A 19,476-nucleotide genomic window follows, 5' to 3' on the forward strand; every position below is an offset into this window, starting at 1 on the left:
CACACCCCAGTAATCCTTGTTGGTCAGGTTGGCGATATTTGCGCGCAAGGTCACCGGCCGATTGGCGATCTGCGTGGCGAAGCGGGCACCGATGTCGAACAGCGTGTAGCCCGGGATCGACAGGCTGTTGTCAGCATTGATGTACTGTTTGGACAGCGAGGTGGCATTGCCGGTCAATGTCAGCCCGTCAAGCCCTGGGGTGTCCCATTCCACACCCAGTTTGCCCTGCAGTTTCGGGTAGGCGGTGGCGGTCTTGCCTTCGTTGATACTGCCTTCGGTCTTGGTCAGCTTCGGGTCGACATACGCGACGCCGCCCATCAGGCGCACATCTGCCACCGGCGCACCGAAGAAACTCCATTCGACACCGCGGTTACGCTGCTCGCCGCCAAACGAAAAAACATTGCTGACCGGGTCCGTGTAGCTGCTCGGGCGCTTGATCTCGTACAGCGCCAGGGTGTGGCTGAAGCTGCCCAGGTCCAGCTTCAGGCCGACTTCCTTCTGCTTGGATTTGTAGGGTGCGAACACGTCACCGGCGTTGGCTGCCGTGGCCGGTGCGGTGGCGCCCTGGCTCAGGCCTTCGATGTAGTTGGCGTACAGCGACAGCTCGTCGGTGAGCTTGAACAGGATCGCCCCGGCAGGGGTAGTGGCGTGGGTGTCGTAGTTGGGCTTGTTGCGCGCGCCGGTGGCCACGTCGAAGGTGTTGGTGACCACCTCCTGGCGACGCACGCCAAGGGTCAACTGCAGGCGCTCGTCCAGGATCGACATCGTATCGGCGATGCCGTAGCTCTTCAGGTCGTTTTCGCTGTGCATGATCAGCGGCCAGGCTTCTGACGCCTTAGGGCCCCACACCGGGTGGTACAGGTTGGTGGTCCACTCGGCGCCGGCGACCGAGCGGCGGCCAAAGTCCTTCTTCTCATCGCTGTACTGGGTGGCGTTCAGCGACCATTGGTGGTTGATGCCGAAGGTGTCGAAATGGCCGCGCAGGCCCACCTCGGCAGAGGTTTTATGAATCTGCATCTGCAGTTGGCCCATGCCGGTGGTGAAATCGCCGGCGTCGTTGATCACCGTGGCGATCATCGCGCCGCTGTAGCGGTAATCGGTCTTGCTGGTGCCGACGGCGCCATAGGCCAGCAGCTGGTCGCTCAGCTCATACTCGCCACGCAGGATCACGCCCTTGTCCTTGGTCTCGACGAACGCCCAGTCCGGGTTGAGCAGGGTGTCGGATTTTGGTGGCTTGGGCACTGCCACCCCTTTGGCCAGGCCAAGGCCGCGGTTCTGACCGCGGATATGGTCGTCGGTGTCGAACAGGTCGACCGACAGCCGCGCGCGTTCGCCACGCCAGTCCAGGGCCAGGGAGGACAGCACGTTACGTTGGCCCTGGTGTTTGGTGGCGGTATCGCCATCGCGGTACATGCCGTTGAAGCGCACGCCGAACTGGTTGTCTTCACCGAAACGCCGGCCCACGTCCACATGCCCGCCGAACTGCGCATCCGATGCGTAGGTGGCGGTGACCCGGGTCAGGGGCGTGTCACCCGCACGTTTGGGAATCAAATTGACGACGCCGCCTACCGAGCCACCGGGCGGCATGCCATTGAGCAGGGCGGACGGGCCTTTGAGTACTTCGATGCGCTCGTACATCTCTGGGGAAGCCCGGTAGTACGGCGCCATGCCGTACAGGCCATCGACGGTCATGTCGCTGATGCTCGAGGCAAAGCCGCGAATGGAGTAGTTCTCGCTGTAGGTGCCGGACAGGCCGTTGCTGAACACGGACGGGTCAGTGGCCGCGATGACGTCGGTAATGTCCTTGGCTTGCAGGTCCTGGATGTAGGTGTCGGTGTAGCTGATGGTGCTGAAGGGGGTTTCCATGAAGTCCTTGTTACCCAGCAGCCCAACCCGGCCACCCGTGGCGACTTGACCACCGGCGTACACCGGCGGCAGTGCTTCGGCGGCCATGCCCTGGGCGTCGATCAGGGTTGCAGGCAATTCGGGGGCAACAGGTTTTTCGTCTGCATCCTGGCGGGCGGGCGTGGGTGTTTCGGCGCGGGCGGGCGATGGCAACAGCGCGCAGGCGCCGAGGGCCAGGCCTACCAGTACGGCCTGCGCCAGTGGGGTACGCTGCAGTGCAGGTTGGGCGCTGGCGGGGTTTGGGTGACGGTGCAAGGGACGGTTGGGCACGCGGATGGCTCCAAAGCGTTGGTGGCAGAAGTTTTTGGTAGTGCAGGTAAAAAAGCTAAGGCTAATGAGAATCTCTTGATATCGCGGTTTTTGGGCGTCCGTGCCGTTTGCTGCTTTAGTTTTGGTAGCCTCTGATGATGTCGTCGGCAATCAACCTCAATGAGGTTGGGCTGGCGGCGGTGACGTACCAGGCCTCAGGGTCGACGAACACCACGCGCCCGTTTTGCCAGGCATTGGTCTGGCGTAGCAGCGGGTTGCCGAGGCTTTCTGCCGTCAACAGCGGGCGCTGTTCCATCACCGCCGTGCGGTCCACCACGTAGAGGATGTCGGGGTTGGCCTGCTGGATGAATTCGCTGGAGATCGGTTGGCCATGCAGGCCGGTATCCATGCTTGCGCTGGCGGGTTTGACCCCCAGGTCATTGAAGATGAAACCGTAGCGGGACTGCACGCCGAAGGCGCTGAAGGCGCCATTGTTGTGCAGCACCACCAGTGCCCGTTCGGGCCGGTTGTGGGTGACCTTGCGGGCCTGTTCCAGCTTGGCTTCCAGTTCGGCGGTCTTCTGCCGGGCCAGGGCCTGCTTGCCGAAGACCTGCCCAAGGGTGGCGAGGTGGCGCTTGACCACGTCGATATGCCCGGCTTCGCTGTCGCGGTAGTCCACATCGAAGTACAGCGTCGGCGCCATCTCACTCAACTCGGCATAGTGGTTGGCCTGCAGGGAGGTGATGAGAATCAGGTCAGGCCGGGCAGCATGCACCCGCTCCAGGTTGGGCTGCACGATCGAACCGACATCGGCGGTCTGTGCGGCGTCTTTGTAGCGCGCCAGAAAGTGCGGCACGAAATCCTTGGGCATGCCCGCCACCGCCACGCCCAGCTGGTCGAGGAAGTCGACTTCGTTCATGTCCAGGGCCACCGCGCGTTGCGGGGGCTGTGTGATCTGCGTGCTGCCCAGTTTGTGCTGCACCGTGACAGGCGCGAAGGCGACACGGGGCGCTGCTTTGGCCGCCACCGCCTGATCGGCCGCGGGTTCGTTGCAGCCGTGCAGTGCAAAGGTGGCGCTGATCAGCAGTGCCAACGGCCAATGGGTTACGGAGTACTTGCGGTTCATGGTTGCTGTCTCGACGGGTTGAAGTAATTGCACAGCCGGCCGCGGGCGCTGTGGCTGATTTCGACCTCCAGCCCGTACAGCGCCTGCAGCTGTTGCTCGGTCACCACCTCGTCCACGCTGCCCGCGCAATGCACCTGGCCGCCCTTCATGGCGACGATGCAGTCGGAGTAGCTGGCGGCGAAATTGATGTCGTGCACCACCAGGATCACGGTGCGCCCGAACTCGTCGCAGAGCCGGCGCAGCGCGCGCATGATCTGTACCGCATGGCGCATGTCGAGGTTGTTCAGGGGCTCGTCGAGCAACAAGTAGTCGGTCTGCTGGGCAATGGTCATGGCCAGAAACGCCATTTGCCGCTGGCCGCCACTGAGCTCATCGAGGTAGGCGTGACGCAAGGGCTCCAGCGACAGAAAGCCGAGCGCCTCGTCAATTGCCCGCTGGTCGTCGCGGGTGAGCGCGCCGCGGCTGTAGGGGAATCGACCGAATGCGACCAGCTCCGTGACGGTCAGGCGCAGGTTGAAGTCGGTGGACTGGCGCAGGGTCGCGACCCGGCGGGCGTAATCGCCGATGGCAATGCCGGCGATGCTGCGCCCCTCCAGGCGGATATCGCCGCAGCCAGGCTCCAGCAACCGGGCAATCATCATCAGCAGGGTCGTCTTGCCGGCGCCATTGGGGCCGATGAGCGAAGTCAGCCGCTGAGCCGGGAACTGCGCGCTCACCCCGGACAACACGGCCTTGGCGCCGTAAGCCTTGTGCAAATCGTGGACGGTAATCATGTGGCGCCTCGGGTACGCACCATCAAGGCGAGGAAATAGGTGCCACACACCAGATTCACCAGGATGCCGACGGTGGTCCTGTAGTTGAAAACATGCTCGACCAGCAACTGGGCGGCAATGAATACGGCAATGGCCACCGCGCAGCCCAGCGCCAGGGTGACCCGGTGCCTGAACGTGCCGGCCAGTGCGTAGGTGATGTTGGCGACGAACACGCCCATGAAGGCCGTGGGCCCCAGCAGGCTGGTGGACACCGCGACCAAGGTCGCGATCAGGGCCAGCTGCAGGCGCACGCTGCGTCGATAATCCACGCCCAGGGAAATCGCCTGGTCGCGCCCCAGCGACAGCACATCGAGGGTGGGCAGCGACCGCATGAGCACGGTGCACAACACCGCGACCACTAACGCCGAGTAGAGCAATACCCGCGGTGGTGTACGGTTGAAGGACGCCTGGGTGAAGCCTTGCAGCATCGAGAACTCGCCAGGGCTGACCTTGAGCTGCACGAACTGGGTCACCGTCGCCATCACCATGGTCAGCACCAGCCCGACCAGCAACAGGAAGTACACGTTGCTTTTGCCATCGCGAAACAGCCAGCGCTGCAGTGCCCACGAGTAGCCCAGCATCAGCAGTACCGAGAGCACGAAGTGGCCATCGCTGCCGAGCACCACCAGGCCCTGCACCCCCATGTACAACACCAGCAGCGCGTGCAGCAGCAGGTAGACCGCTTCGTAGCCCATCACCGCCGGTGTCAGGATGCGGTTGCCCGAGAGGGTCTGGAAGGCAATGGCAGAGCAGGCCACGCATACACCGCCGATAACCATGGCAGCCAGGCGAGCGAGGCGCTTGGGGATCACGTAGGCGAAGTCCAGCCCCGCGTTGGCGAACACGAACACCAGGGCCAACGCGACAACGGCTACCCACACCGTGTGGTGGCGCGTCATCGCTGCCTCCAGAGGATCAAGCCCAGGAAGATCATGCCGCCGAGGCCACCTGCGGTCAGGCCGATGGGCACTTCGAAGGGGTAGATCAGCAGCCGCCCGATGATGTCGCAGGCCAGCAGCAGTGCGGCGCCACCCAGTGCCACCAATGGCAGGGTGCGGCGCAGGTTGTCGCCATGGCGCAACGCAACCAGGTTGGGGATCACCAGCCCGACGAAGGGGATGGCGCCGACGGTGATGACGCTGGCTGACACCGTCACCGCCACCAGCAGCAAGCCCAGGGCGACGTGGGCGGCGTAGTTCAGGCCCAGGCTGGTGGCCATGCCTTCGCCCATGCCGACCACGGTGAAACGGTGCGCATACAGGTAGGTGACTGCGATGATCGGCAGGATCACATAGATGATCTCGTAGCGGCCTTGCACCACCTTCGAGAAGTCACCCAGCAACCAGCCCTGCATGCTCTGCAGCATATTGATGCGGTAGGCATAGAACTCGGCCACGGCACTCAGCACCCCGCCATACATCAGGCCGATGACTGGCACCAGTACTGTGTTCTTGACGCGGATGCGGCGGATGATCGCGACGAACAGCAGGCTTGCCGCGAAGCAGAAGGCCAGGGCGAACAGCATCCGCACCAGGTTCCCTGCCGACGGGGCAAGCCCCAGCGACAGCAGGATGCCGAGCCGGGCCGCATCCAGCCCGCCGCTGGTGCTGGGCTCGACGAACCGGTTGCGTACGATCTGTTGCAGGATCACCCCGCACACCGCCAGGCCGATGCCGATCAGGATCAACGCCGCAAGGCGCGGCAGGCGGCTGGCTGTCAGGGTCAGCCAGGTATCATCAGGCAGCGCGAACAGCGTCGACCCTGCCAGTTCACGCGCCCCTACCATCAACGAGGCAACGCACAGCAAGGCAAACAGCACAAACCAGGACAACCGCATCAAGTGTGCTCCGCCTGTTCTGTCGCTGCGATGCGCCACCCGCTGGCGGCATGGCGTTGCTCGAGAAACCTTGCGTAACGTCCGTTGGCAGCCCGCAACGCCGCAGGCGATCCCTGCTCGATTACCTGGCCGTCTTCGAGCACCACGATCTGGTCTGCCATGGCGACGGTGCTGAGCTGGTGGGCAATGACCACCAGGGTGCAGCGCCCACGCAGGCTGTTCAGTGTTTCGGCGATCACCGCCTGGTTCTGTGCATCGAGGGCGGCGGTCGCCTCGTCCACCAACAGGATGGGCGCATCCTTGATCAGCGCACGGGCAATGCTGATGCGCTGGCGCTCACCGCCAGACAGCCGGGCACCGCCTTCACCGACCTGGGTGTCGAGGCCGTGCGGCAGGCGCGCGATGATTTCGCTGACGCCGGCCAGCCGGGCGGCGTGCTTGAGCGCTGCAGCACTGGCGTCGGGTTTGCCAACGCGGATGTTGTCGGCGATGCTGCCCTGGAACAGCCAGGTGTCCTGCAGTACCTGGCTGAGGTTGCCGGTCAAGCTGGCGCTGCTCATTTGCCGCACGTCTACACCGCCAATCCGAACGTTACCCTGGCTGGCATCGAAGAACCGCGCGATCAGGCGCAGCAGTGAGGTCTTGCCCGAGCCCGAGGCACCGACGATAGCCGTCATGCTGCCCGCTGCGAACTGCAGGTTCACGTCGCGCAGCACATCGGGCCCGTTGGCCGTGTAGCGCAAGCCGACCGCCTGCAGTTCGATCGAGGCATCCGCTGGCTGCAGGGGCGTATTCGGCTCTGGCAGCGGGGCAGCGGCCAGGATGTGTTCGACTTCCTTGAGTTGGCTGTGAGCGCCGCGCAAAATTTCGACATGGCTGGCCACGTCCAGTAACGGGTCGATGAAGCGGCAGGCCAGCGCCAACGCCACCACCAACGCGGCGGCTTCCTGTGGTGCCAGCGGCGTGCCGAGGTGACTGCTGAACTCCATGCCCGCGATCACTAGCATCAGGGCGAACGTGGCTTGCACGGCCCAGCTGTTGAGCAGTGCCGACAAGGACGAGCGGATGATCAGGCCCATGCCGCTGCTGCGCTGCTGTTCGAGGCTCTGGTCGAGCAGGCGGGTGCCACCGCCATGGCCATTGAAGGCACGCAGCACCGATTGGGCGCGGGCGAACTCGACCATGCGCTGGCTGGCTTGCGCGAAGTGGCGCTGAAACGCCTCGTCGGCCCGCCGCCCCAGGCGTGCATTGAGCAGCATCACTGCAACCAGTACTGGCAGCGCCAGTAGCGCGGCCAGGCCCAGCGGTGGGTGCAGGGCAAACAGCCCAAGCACGATCACCAGGGGGGTTACGGCACCGCTGACAAGCGGGGTGAACACATGCGCCGGCAACTGTGCCACGTCCATCATGCCCTGGGTAATGACATGCCCCAGCCGCGCGGTGTTGCCAGGGGTGAACCAGCTCAAAGGCAGTTGTGCCACGTGCTCGCCGATGTGCTGACGGGCGCCGTGCAAGACGGCGACGGCCACCGCCACACTGGCCAGTTCGACCTGGCGTCGCCAGGCCCAGCACACGGCCATGCCCGCCGCCAGCGCGCCGAGCCAGCCTGCTGCGCCGCGCACATCGCCAGCCAGCAGGTGCAGCATGATTGGCGCCAGGGTGGTGATGGTCAGGCCACTGAGCACACCGTAGATAAGGGCCATCAAGGTGTAGCGACGAAACACCGGGGCACTGTCGCCCAACAGTTCAACGAACGTCTTCAGCATGTTGGCAACGCCTTCTTCTCGGTGTGCTGATAGCGGCCCAGGGCCCATAGCCGTGCATACAGGCCCTGGCGTGCGAGCAGCTCGGCATGACGGCCCTGTTCGCGCACCTTGCCTTCGTCGAGCAGCAGAATCTGGTCGGCGTGCATCACCGTATCGAGGCGGTGTGCGATGACCAGCAGGGTGCGCCCCTGTGCGAAACGCGACAGGGCGTCCTGGATCGCCGCTTCGCTTTCGGCATCGGCGGCGGCAGTGGCCTCGTCGAGCACCAGCACCGGCGGGTCGAGCAGCACCGCTCGGGCGATACTCAGGCGCTGTTGCTCGCCTCCCGAAAGCAGCGCGTCTTCGCCGACGACCGAGTCATAACCGCGCTGCAACAGCAGGATGCGTTCGTGAATGTTGGCCATGCGCGCAGCGGCTTCGACTTGCGCGCGCGTGGCCGCTGGCCGGCCCAGAGCGATGTTGTCGGCCACGCTGGCATGGATCAGCCGCACCTCTTGCAGCACGAAACCGATGTGCTGGTACAACTCGCTTGTCGCCATATGCCGCAGGTCGACCCCACCCAGGGTGATACGCCCGCTGTCGGGGTCGAAGAAACGCAGCAGCAGGCGGGCCAGGGTCGACTTGCCCGCCCCAGATGGGCCGACGATGGCCGTGGTGGTGCCGGGGCGCAGGGTAAAGCTGACGTCGCTGAGCACGGTGTTGTGGGGGGTATAGGCATGGCTCAGGCGTTCTACGCGGATTTCGCAACCGGTTGGCCGCTGGGGGCAGGCCGCTGCTGGCAACACCGGCGTGTCGAGCAGGGCCAGCACCCGCTGGGCCGCGCCGACCGCGTTGTTGAGGTCGTGGGTGATGTAGTGCAGCAATTGCAAGGGGGCGCACAGGCCCGGCGTCACCAGGGCGAAGGGCAGCACCTGCACCGGCTCGACCCAGCCCAGGGCAACGAACAGGGTGCCGAACAGCAGCACCCCACCCAGCACGGTCACCGGGGCGATCATGGCGTTGGCCTTGGCCATCGATGCCACCAGCGGGCGGGTGAAGCCGGTGAAGGCCTGGGCAAAGGCATCGACGGCGTCGCGATAGCGGTCCTGAGCGTTGCCCTGGCTACCGAATGCCTTGACCAAAGGCATGCCGTTGACGAATTCGACCACCGCATCGTCGATGCGTGTCATGCCGGCAACCAAACCGTCCATGTGCTTGGCGCTGGCCTTCATTGCTCGGCGCAGGAACAGGAAGAAACCGGGGAAGGGCAGCAGTGCCACGATCGCCAGGCGCCAGTCCATGGCAAACAGGTACAGCACCGAAATCAGCAGTGCGCCTACGGCGCGGCCCAGTGTGGTGTAGAAGTGCGCGGTCAGGCTGTGCAGGGTGCCGATGTCGTCCTGCATCGCGCGTTTGACATCGCTCGATGCACGTTCGCTGAACCAGCCAAGCGGCACCTGCATCAGGCGCTGGCCGACGGCCACCCGCAGTTGGTGGGTGAGGCGGTTGTCTGCCAGGTGAGCCACCAACTCGCCTGCCGTGATCAAGGCCATACCGGCAAACAGGCTGACCACGCTGACGAAAACGGCCCAGCCAATGGCGCTGGGCGCGGGGCCGTCAGTCAAAGCCGTACCTGCGATGTGGGCGATACCGGCCAGCGGTACCAGCGTCAGCATCGCGCCGGTTGCCGCCAGTACCGCAGCGACGGCCAGTCGGCTGCGAATAGGGGCGAGCACGCGGCTGATGGGATTGCGCACCTGGCCGGTGGCGAAGGCAGCATCAAGAGGGGGAGGTGAGCTATCGGACATGGAACAGACCTGGGAATCTGCAAGTTAATTAGTTGCATGACTATAAACTAATTTGCGAAATCCAGACAAGACGGCTACAAGACTGTCTTCACAACGCCTGGAGTACCCCATGGAACCGCCACAACGATCTCCCGGACGCGGGCGCCCTCGTACCATCACCCGTGAACGCATTGCCGACGTGAGCATTGCCATCGGGTTGCCCAGCCTCACCTTTGTCGGTGTCGCAGCCGCTTTGGGGGTCAGCCATATGGCGCTGTACAAGCACGTGCCGAACATCGAGGCGCTCAAGTGCCTGGTGGCTGAAGAGATCTTCCAACGCTGGGAGATCCCCAGGGCATGTGGTGATACCCGGCAAGGTCTGCAGGCCTATCTGATTCGTTTTGCCGCGTCGGTGCAGGCGTTCGTCAAGACGCACCCGGGGCTGACGCCTTACGTGATTCGCAGGTTGGCGGCAACGCAGTCGATGATCGGCAAGATCAGCGATCATCAGGCACACATCGCCCAGGCCTATGGGCTGACCCACGAGCAGGCGCGCTGGCTGCTGTCCACGGTGGCATTCCACGGCTTCGCAGTCGCCGATACGGTGTACACGGTTTCGGGACGCGAGCCCGTGCTAGAGGCTGACCGCGGGGGTGAGGAGACGGAGATGGAAGGGGAGCTTCTCGAAGGCATGCAGGCGCTGATCGTTGGCGCGTTGGTGCTGCTGGATCAGCGCGAGGGGGGGGCGGAGGGGCCAGGCATATCGGGGTAATCGAGGTCACTCCCCCCCAGGCAGGAAATCTGGGGGGTACCAGGCGCCTCACACCCTACCCATCTACTGCTCGCTGCACTCCAGCCACTGCGGGTAGGTGATGCAACTGATGTGCTCGGTCCGATAGCCCTGCAAAAACGCGTTGTACTTGTTTTCCTCGGTGTGGTGATAACGGAACCCACACTTCGACTGGGCAGCATGAGACTGAGTGTTCTCCGCGAAATAGCCACACCACAGCGCCTTGAGTTTCAGGGTTTCGAACGCGTGCCGCATCACTTCCCGCACGGCCTCCGGAATCAGGCCTTGGCCCCAGTACGGCACACCGATCCAATAGGCGATTTCGCCTTCCTGCTCACTGATCTCGAAATTGCTGTTGGCCCCAATGAGAATGCCGACACACCCTACCGCCCGGCGACTCTCCTTCAGCTCGACCGCATACACCTCGGGGTGATTGAAGACCGTGCGGATGATCTCGGCACTGTTCTGCACGCTGGTGTGTGTAGGCCACCCGGCCCTGGGGCCGACGCGGTCGTCCTTGGCGTATTCGTACAAGTCAGCGGCATCGGCGGCTTGCCAAGGGCGCAGCAGCAATCGGTCTGTTTCAAGTTGCATATTTTGTACTCATCCTGGTTTGGCTCAGGCGAGACAGGGTATTGGGCGGCGTTTCAGCGGTACACGTCAGTACCTCGGCACTTTCGGTACTTTTAGCAACTCACGGCACGCGCGGTGGTAAGCTCTACGCACCTTCAAGCGGGCAGCGTTGAGCCACTGTGCAGCACATTCCGAAACTGGTTACCCCTGATGATCCCACCTCGCTGGGCGAAACCACGCTCGCCGAAGGGGTAGGCATCCCGTTGTCTTTCGGCCATGCCTACATAACCTTGCTGGTTTGCCTGTCCGGGCGTGCCCGTTTCACATTCAACTTCAAGGAACAGGCGGTCAGGCGCGGCGATGTGATGGTGCTGGCCGAGGACACGATCGCCTTGCTCAAGCGTCGATCACGCAACTTCAGGGTGTTTTTTTGCCTGATGCCCAAAGGCTTCGCAGCGGAGGTGGCCTACCCACTGCCCAACCCCTTGTTCGTCTTCTTGCATGACCAGCCTCATTGCGTTCCAGCCCAGGGCGAAAGGCCGCTGATCGAGGGGTGGCTGGCGCAGATGCGCGATATTGCGCGGTGCTGCCCGACGTACCGGCACATCATGCTGCGAAATCAGTTGCAAAACCTGTTTCTGAAAATGGCCGAGCAGCTACCGGCCCATTACCAGGGCGGCAGGCAATTCAGTCGCCAGGAAACACTCAGTTGGCGATTCTGGGAATTGGTAGGCAAACACTGCAGTCGCCACCGAGAGGTGAAGTTCTATGCCGAGGCGCTCAACATCACGCCGTTCTATCTGTCGCAACTGAGCAAGACGTTTTTCAACGACACCCCCAAGGGCCTGATTGACCGCCAGGTGACCTTGGAGATCAAAGCCCTGCTGTCATACAGCACTCTGGCAATTGGCCAGATAGCGGACACACTGAACTTCGCCGACGCGTCCTACTTGTGCCGTTATTTCAAACGCCAGGCCGGGGTTTCGTTGTCCCACTACCGCAGGCACGTACATGAGGCCAACGGCCAAGGTTGAGCCACAGGCAAGGCGTGCGCCGCACCCGTGAATGTGTGCATTATCCGGCTTCGACAAGACAAGGACGACAACCGTGCAAGTACGCCAGCTGACCCACGATGATCTGCCCCACGCCAGCGCCCTGTGCCTGGATGCATTCACCCAGGCCGTTGCCCCCTCGCTGTCGGCACAGGGGGTGGAAACCTTCGCCAAGGTAGCTGCGGCGCAGGCATTTGCCGAGCGCATGGCCGGCGACAACCTGATGCTGGTCTGTGTCGCAGAGGGGGTGATCAGCGGGCTGATCGAGCTCAAGCAAGGGCGCCACGTGGCGATGCTGTTTGTCGCGCCGAGTTGGCAGCGCCGCGGCGTCGGCACACGCCTGATGAACGCCGCGTTGGAGCAGGCGAGGGAGGCGGTAGTGACGGTCAGCGCATCGTTGAGCTCGGTGGCCGCCTACCAACGCTACGGATTCGCACTTGCAGGGGATGTAGGCGAGATCGCCGGGCTGGTCTATCAGCCGATGGAGAAGCACCTGCCTTGATCAGCGCGTGGCCGCTTGTGCCTGGCGCACCGGCAGTTCGACCCTGAACGTGGTGCCTACGCCGACCTCGCTGTGCACATGGATCTCGCCGCAGTGGCGCTTGATGATGCCGTACGACAGCGACAACCCCAACCCGGTGCCTTGGCCGACCGGCTTGGTGGTGTAGAAGGGGTCGAAGATCTTCTGCAAGCTCTGTGCAGGAATGCCGCAGCCGTTGTCGGCCACTTCGATCCACACCTTGTCGTCGTTGGCGCAACCGGTGCGCACGGTGATGGTGCCGCGCTCGGTGCCCATGGCGTGGGCGGCATTGACCACCAGGTTCATGATCACCTGGTTGATTTGTGACGGCAGGCACTCGACCTCTGGCAGCACACTGTATTGCTTGACCAGGTCAGCCTTGTACTTGAGCTCGCTGGCCGCGATGTTCAGGGTCGAGTCGATGCCCTGGTGCAAGTTGGCCCATTGCCAATCCTGGCTGCTGTCCACCCGCGAAAAGTCTTTGAGGTCCCTGACGATCTGCCCGACGCGGCTGATGCCGTCCTTGGACTCACTGATCAGCAGCGGAATATCGTCGAGGATGTATGCCAACTCCATTTCACTGCGCAGTTTCACCAAACTTGCCTGCAGCGTCGCCGGGCCGATGGCTGGCTCTGCGTCAAGGTAGGCCTTGAGCATGTCCTGCAAGCGGGCGAAGTAGCTGTCCAGCGCCCCCAGGTTGGAGGCGACGAAGCCGATCGGGTTGTTGACCTCATGGGCGATGCCCGCCGCCAGTTGGCCAAGGGAGGCGAGTTTTTCTGATTGCACCAGCTGGCTTTCGAGGAGTTTGCGTTCATCGATCTCGCGCTGCAGCGCCGCGCTGGCCTGGGTCAGTGCCTGGGTGCGGCGCGCGACCCGCTGTTCCAGTTCATCGTTGGCGACTACAAGGGCGCGGTTGACCCGGTTTATCTCGCCGAAGCTGCGCAACAGCCACACCGCCATGTACAGCAACAGCAAGACCAACAGGGTAGAGAACACCAGCAGGTAGAAGTGGTAGCGCTGATTGACCAGCAGCGCCGCGCGTTCGTCGCGGTCGAGCATCATGGCAATGGCATCCAGGTGCGCGGCGACCGGCACGGCGCCGATCTGCTCAAGCAATTGATTGACCTTGGGTTGCTCGCGCAGGATCAACGCAATGTGGTTGCTGAGGGTGTCGATGGGCGCATGAAACTCCAGCGGCAGGCGCTCTTTGTTGACCGCCAGCTTGTTCAGGCCTACGAGGATGTCGGCCGCCTTGTCATCCGTGGTCATCTGGGCGAACTCAAGGCTGCTGAGCATCAGGTCGTAGGTGTCGGTAGAAATGTTGTGCAAGCGCAGTGCGTCGGCATCGGCCAACTGCCCCAATTGTGCCTGGATACCGTCGGCGGCAGCGGGCAGAAACGCCAGGGAGTTGCGCAGCACGGCGTTATGCGACTTGAAGCGCTCGACGTACTTTGCTTTTTCCTCGAACGCCTGCTGGTAGTCGGCGTAAGCCTGGCGCCATGCCGGGGAGTCACCGTGCTGGTTGCGGGTTTCAATGCGTTCGAAAGCCCACCACAGGCGCTTCATCTCGACCACTGGCCAGACCAAGGGGTCGTAGTTGTAGTTGATGCTGGTGCGGGCCTTGAGTATTTCGTTTTCCCATTGCGAGTCGTTTTGCTTGATCTGCCGGATCAGGTCACGGGCCTGGGTGTAGGTACCGCTCTCGTCGGCCTTGGACATCAGGTACAGGTAGACCAGCACCGAGGCCAGCAACGCGGCACTGGTGGCCAACAACAGCAAGCTGCGGCGGCGGGTCAACCTCATAGGGGTTTTCCCTCCCATTCACCGGTCAGGGTCTTGAGAAACTGAATGATCAGCGCTTTGTCGTCGGCGCTTGGCGTGCGCCCCAGTTGGTAGCGGAACATGACGTCCACCGCCGCTTCCAGGGTCGGCGCCGAACCATCGTGAAAGTACGGGGCGGTGACCGCGACATTGCGCAGGCTGGGCACCTTGAACACATGCCGGTCTTCTTCATCGCCCGTGACGTTGAAGCGCCCCAGGTCGGCAGGCGTGGGGTTGCCGCGGTCGGCGAAATAATCGCCCAGCACGCCGAACTTCTGCAGCATGTTGCCGCCGATATTGACGCCTTGGTGGCAGGCAATGCAGCCGTATTCCTGAAACCGCGCGTAGCCGTATTTTTCGTCCTTGCTGAGGATCTCGGTGTCGCCCTGCAGGTAGCGGTCAAAGCGTGAACCCGGGGTCAACAGCGTGCGTTGAAAGGTGGCCAGCGCGTCCTGAAGGGTGTGTTCATCCACCGCCTTGCCATAAGCCTTGGCAAACCCTGCGCGGTAGCTTGGGTCTGCGGCGACGCGCTGCACAACCACTTGCCAGTCGCTGCCCATTTCGCCTTGGCGCTGGACCACCAGGTGGGCCTGCTCTTCGAGGGTTTGCGCACGGCCATCCCAGAACTGGCGAAAGTTCAGGCTGGTGTTGAACACGCTGGGGGTATTGACCGGCAAGGGCTTGCCATCGACGCCGAGCGAGCGCACCTGGCCGTCGGCGCCCCCCTGGTCAAGCCGGTGGCAACTGGCACAGGCCAGGCTGGCGTTGCTCGACAAGCGCGGGTCATTGAACAGTTTGCGGCCCAGTTCGACCCGCTCAGGCGCTAATGCAGGCACCGCGGGCAATGGGGTGAGGGGGCCGCCAATGGCCTGTGCCAAGCCAATCGAAGGCACCAGGAGCAACAGCACGGCCGCGCACGTGCGAAACGGCGGGTGGATAGGCATCGGGCAACCCTCCCTGGTGACAACGCGCTATGCCGCTGAGAATAGTCAGTGCCGTGCGCCAGCGCTAACCGGCGGGGCAAATGTCATCTAGCCTGTGATCAAGGACCCGTTTGATTACCCGGTGCACGGAGGGGACCATGGAACAACCGGTAATGGATGATGTGGCCGACAGCGCTTCTGAGAAAGCCGTCGTGCTGCTGGTCGATGACGAGGCCTCGATTCTCAACAGCCTGCGCCGCCTGTTGCGCGGCCAGCCCTATGACGTGTTGCTGGCCGAAAGCGGCGCTCAGGCCCTTGAACTGCTTGAACAGCACCCCATCAACCTGGTGATCAGCGATGCCCGCATGCCCGGCATGGACGGCGCGACCTTGCTGGCGCAGGTGCACCAGCGCTTTCCCGGCACCTTGCGCATCCTGCTGACCGGTTATGCCGACATGGCCACGATCACCAAGGCGATCAATGACGGCCAGATTCACCGCTACATCAGTAAACCCTGGAATGACCAAGAGATGCTGGTGACCGTGCGCCAGGCCTTGGCCTTGCAGCACTCGGAAGGCGAGCGACGGCGCCTGGAGGCGCTGACCCAGGCACAGAACCAGCAGTTGAAGGTGCTCAATGCCAGCCTCGAACAGCGTGTCGCGGCGCGCACCGCCGAGCTGCAGCAAACGGCCGACATGCTCGACCTTGCCTACGAAGAGCTCAAGCACAGTTACGTCACCGGCACCGAGGTGTTCTCGCTGCTGGCCAACCTGCGCCTGCCCAAGCCCAAGCAGACCAACCGCCAGGTCATCGAACTGATTCGTGTGTACTGCACCCGCCATGGCCTGGATGAGGCCAGCCATCGCGACCTGACCATGGCTGCCGCCCTGTACAACATCGGCAAGATGAGCTGGACCGACAGCATGCTGACCTGCCCGGTAGACCTGCTGCCGCATACCGAGCGCGACCTGTACCGGTCGTACCCGAAACAGAGCGAATCGCTGGTGATGACCCTGGAGCCGATGAAAGAAGCGGCGCAACTGATCTTGCACCATCAGGAACGTTGGGATGGCAGCGGCTTCCCCGACCATCTCAAGGGCGAGGCCATCCCCCTTGGGGCACGCTGGTTGAAGCTGGCGGTGGACTTCATCGAGTTGCAACGCGGCCTGGTGCTGGAGCGGCAGATGAACAGCGATGAGGCCTTGATGTACATCCGCAAATACGCAGGCAAGCTGTATGACCCGACGCTTGTGGAAGACTTTGTAAACGTCTGCGCGGAGTTTCTCAGCGATGTGACCCTGGCCGACCCGACGGTGCAGGCCCTCGGTACCCGCGACCTGGCCGCCGGCATGGTCCTGGTGCGCAATCTGAATGCGGACAACGGCATGCTCTTGCTCAATGCCGGCAAGGTGCTGAGTACGGCGTTGGTGGAAAAGCTGATTGCCTTCGAGCAGATGGAGGGGGGCAAGTACAGCGTGTTCGTTCGCGTCCCTGAGGGGGCTGTGACTTGAGCCCCGGTATCGAAGCCTCCTAACCTGACGCCTTAGACGCAGGCATACACCACCAGCTCCACCAGCATTTCCTCACGCGCCAACCCCGCCACCACGACCGCTGCCCGGTTAGGGTAGGGCGGCTGGAAATACTCGGCATACAGGCTGTTGACCGTTGCCAGGTAGCTGCGGTCGGTAACGTAGATCAGCACCTGGGTCACGGCGTCCAGTGACGCGCCCGCAGCCTCCAGGGTGTGGCGCAGGTTGTCGAGGGTCTGGCGAGTCTGCGCCTCGATGCCACCGGCGACCACCTGGCCCTGGGCGTCGATGGGGATTTGTGCCGTGTACAGCGTGCCGTTACCCACCACCGCCCATTCCAGTGGCGCTTTGGAGGCATACAGATCAGTCTTGATGGCATGTTTCATGGGTAATTCCTTGAGTGTTCGAAGTGCTCAGTCGGCATCGCTACCGCCACCTGCGCCATGCTGACGCGAGGCATCGGTGCTCTCGACCAGGATCTGCTCGGCAAGCTGCTTGAGACGCTGCCAGGTGTGCGCTTGCACCGTGAACCCCTGGCTGACCGGGGCATGGGGGGCAACCGGGTGGGGCGTGTGCAGGGGGCGATCGAACAGCACCGTGATGCTCTGGTCGATTGCCGCACTGGCGCAAGGCTGGTCGTCGCTGAGCAGTTGCGGGCGGGTGGCACCCGCAGCGAAGAACACCGCGTGCTGCTGGCGCGCATCGCCCCAACGCGCCTGTACCTCAAGGCCCAGCTCCGCGGCCCGGCTCAGGTAGCCCATCAATAACAGGCGGTTGTGGCAGTGCTGGATGCGCAGTACGCCGTGGCCAACCTGCAACGCTTTGTCCATGGCCAGCTCCACCACGGTCGCCGCGCAGCGCAGCACGCTCTGGCCTTGGCAGTCGATCACCAGCAGGGCGCTGTCTTCCAGGCACAGGGTGTAGGGCTGGGCTGCTTCGTGGTGCAGGTAGTCCAGGGCTTTTTCCAGCGTGCCCAAGCCGTCCAGCCCTTGAAGGTGCAGCCAGCCGACCAGCTCGGCGGCGTCCTCGCAGTCGCCGGCGGCAAAACCCATGCCTTCGAAGGCCTTGCGGCACATCACCTGGATTTCGTTGAGTGACACGCGCATGGTCAAAGGCCTCCGTGCGGCATGACGGCGAAGTTCCAGTCGTCGTCGAACGGCTGGCCGATTTCACTGACCAGGGGCGCGCCCTGGAACAGCGTAATGCGCACCCAACGGCTTGATTTGGGGTCGAACTTGCCGGCGCCGAAAAACGCCAGTTTGCAGCGCAGCAGGTGGATGGGCAGCATGTCGCTGGCCAGCAGGTTGGCGCGTATTTCGCCATAGGCACTCTGCGCCATGCCTTGCAGGCGACGCACCGTGCCCTTGAACCCCGGCTGGGCGATCAGGAAGTGTGCCGTCAGTGCCTGAGGTTGTGCGCGCAGGTGTGCGAGCAGGGCGCGGTGGCAACGCTGGATATTGCGCGCGATGCCCAGTTGCATTTCTTTCTCGGCGCCAGGTTCTTCACTGCGCATGCCCAGGCGTGGCTCTTCCTTTTCTGCTGAGCGGTACCAGAAGAAGTGCTCGGCCTCGACGTTGTCAAAGTCGTAGGCCAAGGCCCAGGCATAGTGCGTTTCGATAAGCTCGCGCAACTGCCCCAGCGGCATCTGTGCATCCAGGCGCCACCCTTCGACGACCCCCATCTGCTCGGCCAATGGCGCTACCTGTTCGGGGTAAAGCTCCAGCAGTACGCTCACCAGCAGTTCCTGGCAGCCCAGCCCCGCGTGTGCCTCGCCCCAGGCCTGCACGCGTTGCCACAGCCCTTCGCTGCAAGGCTGGCAGGCGAGCCAGTCGGCCAGTTGAGCCAGCTCGACGAGGGTCTGTTGGTCCTGTTGATGTTGGCGCTGATCTTCGGTGCGGGTCTGCTGCAGATGCTCACGGGCACGTGCCAGCAGGTTGTGCAGGCGGGCCAGCGTTGCCGGCGCAGGTGTTTGAGCCAGTACCCGCGCCAAGGCGGTTTCCCGCGTGTGGACCCAGCGCTCGACCAGTTGCGGGTGGTTGATCAGGAACGGCGCCATGCCCAGCCCGGTGGCATTGCCCACCCCCAGGTAACGTTGCAGCGCTACATCCAGGGGGGCTGCGCGATGCGGATTGAGCGCACGGGCCATGTGCTCGATCTGCTCGATGCTGAAATGGCGCAACAGGTACACCGTGAACATCTGTGCGCTGAACGGCTGGTTGAAGTCTGCGTTGCCTTGCAGGCAGGCGAAGTCGGCGATGCCGAACTTGCCATTGCCGTACACGGCGGTGGTGCGATAAAGGTAGCCGACCTCGGCCAGTTGCTGCGCGGCAGGCTGGTGACCTTCGGCCAACGCCGCGAGGAAGCGGTCGAAGTTGCGCAGGCTACGGTTGGCACGTGACAGCACCAGTACGCGGGCGTCGAAGCGACCGGCTTCCTGCAAGGGCACATTGCGCTGCAGGTCGGCCAATTGCGCGTCATCGACATCGCCGGCAACCAGCACGAAGGTCACGTCCCATTGGTCGGCGATCACCCGGTCGCTGCGCTTTTCCGGGGGCAGGTAAGCCGAGAAGAGCACGCAATGGTAATGGGCGTGCGGCGTGTCGATCCGGTAGATGGCGGTACCGAAGCCCTGGTGGTCGAGGTCGAAGCGCCAGCGTCGGATTTGCCAGCGCTGCGTCATCATCCGCCGCATGCTGCTGCGCACGAAGCTCAAGGGGCTTTGGAAGTGGCTGCCGAGGCGGGCCAGGTCCATGACCTGGCTGGCCGGGCGCAGTGGGGCGGTTGCAAACACGGGGTTGGACATTGTT

General features: G+C 63.4%; 17 protein-coding genes. 4 read left to right on the forward strand and 13 right to left on the reverse strand.

What is annotated here, in order from left to right:
* From NP534_RS12730 to NP534_RS12760, 7 genes are all read right to left on the reverse strand, one after another.
* Positions 1 to 2,175 (reverse strand): TonB-dependent receptor (locus tag NP534_RS12730; protein ID WP_274098922.1); only part of this gene is annotated, 2,175 nt, incomplete at its 3' end.
* Between the two features lie 115 nt (positions 2,176 to 2,290).
* On the reverse strand, positions 2,291 to 3,280 hold the full coding sequence (locus NP534_RS12735) for a siderophore ABC transporter substrate-binding protein (protein WP_274098923.1): 990 nt from the start codon (positions 3,278 to 3,280) through the stop codon (positions 2,291 to 2,293).
* Positions 3,277 to 4,053: an iron ABC transporter ATP-binding protein gene (locus NP534_RS12740; protein WP_274098924.1), complete on the reverse strand. Its 777-nt coding sequence runs from the start codon at positions 4,051 to 4,053 to the stop codon at positions 3,277 to 3,279. The genes NP534_RS12735 and NP534_RS12740 overlap by 4 nt, the downstream gene beginning before the upstream one ends.
* Complete coding sequence (locus NP534_RS12745) at positions 4,050 to 4,991, reverse strand: iron chelate uptake ABC transporter family permease subunit (protein WP_274098925.1); 942 nt, start codon at positions 4,989 to 4,991, stop codon at positions 4,050 to 4,052. The genes NP534_RS12740 and NP534_RS12745 overlap by 4 nt, the downstream gene beginning before the upstream one ends.
* Positions 4,988 to 5,929 carry an ABC transporter permease gene (locus tag NP534_RS12750; RefSeq protein WP_274098926.1) on the reverse strand — a complete coding sequence of 314 codons (942 nt, stop codon included), beginning with the start codon at positions 5,927 to 5,929 and terminating at the stop codon, positions 4,988 to 4,990. Before NP534_RS12750 ends, NP534_RS12745 begins: the two co-directional genes overlap by 4 nt.
* Positions 5,929 to 7,695 carry an ABC transporter ATP-binding protein gene (locus NP534_RS12755; protein ID WP_274098927.1) on the reverse strand — a complete coding sequence of 589 codons (1,767 nt, stop codon included), beginning with the start codon at positions 7,693 to 7,695 and terminating at the stop codon, positions 5,929 to 5,931. The genes NP534_RS12750 and NP534_RS12755 overlap by 1 nt, the downstream gene beginning before the upstream one ends.
* Entirely contained in the window at positions 7,689 to 9,482 is a 1,794-nt protein-coding gene (locus NP534_RS12760; protein WP_274098928.1) for an ABC transporter ATP-binding protein, read from the reverse strand. The genes NP534_RS12755 and NP534_RS12760 overlap by 7 nt, the downstream gene beginning before the upstream one ends.
* A gap of 109 nt (positions 9,483 to 9,591) precedes the next feature.
* Between NP534_RS12760 and NP534_RS12765 the strand changes: the two genes are divergently transcribed.
* Positions 9,592 to 10,233: a TetR/AcrR family transcriptional regulator gene (locus tag NP534_RS12765; RefSeq protein ID WP_274098929.1), complete on the forward strand. Its 642-nt coding sequence runs from the start codon at positions 9,592 to 9,594 to the stop codon at positions 10,231 to 10,233.
* Between the two features lie 63 nt (positions 10,234 to 10,296).
* Here the strand turns inward: NP534_RS12765 and NP534_RS12770 are convergent, their stop codons facing one another.
* Positions 10,297 to 10,845 carry a GNAT family N-acetyltransferase gene (locus NP534_RS12770; protein WP_274098930.1) on the reverse strand — a complete coding sequence of 183 codons (549 nt, stop codon included), beginning with the start codon at positions 10,843 to 10,845 and terminating at the stop codon, positions 10,297 to 10,299.
* Between the two features lie 158 nt (positions 10,846 to 11,003).
* On the opposite strand from NP534_RS12770, the gene NP534_RS12775 reads away from it, so the two are divergent.
* Together NP534_RS12775 and NP534_RS12780 are read left to right on the forward strand one after the other, a co-directional pair.
* Positions 11,004 to 11,858 (forward strand): helix-turn-helix transcriptional regulator, encoded by an 855-nt coding sequence (locus tag NP534_RS12775; protein WP_274098931.1) that lies wholly within the window; start codon positions 11,004 to 11,006, stop codon positions 11,856 to 11,858.
* Positions 11,859 to 11,931: 73 nt separating this feature from the next.
* Positions 11,932 to 12,378, forward strand: coding sequence for a GNAT family N-acetyltransferase (locus NP534_RS12780; RefSeq protein ID WP_274098932.1), 447 nt, complete (start codon positions 11,932 to 11,934; stop codon positions 12,376 to 12,378).
* Here the strand turns inward: NP534_RS12780 and NP534_RS12785 are convergent, their stop codons facing one another.
* Positions 12,379 to 14,199, reverse strand: coding sequence for a DAHL domain-containing protein (locus NP534_RS12785; protein ID WP_274098933.1), 1,821 nt, complete (start codon positions 14,197 to 14,199; stop codon positions 12,379 to 12,381).
* Positions 14,196 to 15,161, reverse strand: coding sequence for a cytochrome-c peroxidase (locus NP534_RS12790; RefSeq protein ID WP_274098934.1), 966 nt, complete (start codon positions 15,159 to 15,161; stop codon positions 14,196 to 14,198). The genes NP534_RS12785 and NP534_RS12790 overlap by 4 nt, the downstream gene beginning before the upstream one ends.
* 137 nt (positions 15,162 to 15,298) lie before the next feature.
* Here NP534_RS12790 and NP534_RS12795 point away from each other — a divergent pair, with 137 nt between their 5' ends.
* A complete protein-coding gene (locus tag NP534_RS12795) occupies positions 15,299 to 16,651 on the forward strand; it encodes an HD domain-containing phosphohydrolase (RefSeq protein WP_274098935.1) in 1,353 nt (450 codons plus the stop codon).
* Between the two features lie 32 nt (positions 16,652 to 16,683).
* Here NP534_RS12795 and NP534_RS12800 read toward each other — a convergent pair whose 3' ends face one another.
* Genes NP534_RS12800 through NP534_RS12810 form a run of 3 tightly spaced genes read right to left on the reverse strand, consistent with a single transcriptional unit; the run spans position 16,684 to position 19,472 of the window.
* On the reverse strand, positions 16,684 to 17,055 hold the full coding sequence (locus NP534_RS12800) for a RidA family protein (RefSeq protein WP_186660031.1): 372 nt from the start codon (positions 17,053 to 17,055) through the stop codon (positions 16,684 to 16,686).
* A 27-nt stretch (positions 17,056 to 17,082) separates the two neighbouring features.
* The gene (locus NP534_RS12805; RefSeq protein ID WP_274098936.1) at positions 17,083 to 17,775 is read right to left on the reverse strand and encodes a DUF3726 domain-containing protein; all 693 of its coding nucleotides are present in this window, start codon (positions 17,773 to 17,775) and stop codon (positions 17,083 to 17,085) included.
* A 2-nt stretch (positions 17,776 to 17,777) separates the two neighbouring features.
* Positions 17,778 to 19,472, reverse strand: coding sequence for a hypothetical protein (locus NP534_RS12810; protein WP_274098937.1), 1,695 nt, complete (start codon positions 19,470 to 19,472; stop codon positions 17,778 to 17,780).
* Positions 19,473 to 19,476: the final 4 nt, after the last annotated feature.

Origin of the sequence: Pseudomonas sp. 39004 (assembly GCF_028682155.1) — a bacterium.
Lineage (GTDB): Bacteria > Pseudomonadota > Gammaproteobacteria > Pseudomonadales > Pseudomonadaceae > Aquipseudomonas > Aquipseudomonas capeferrum.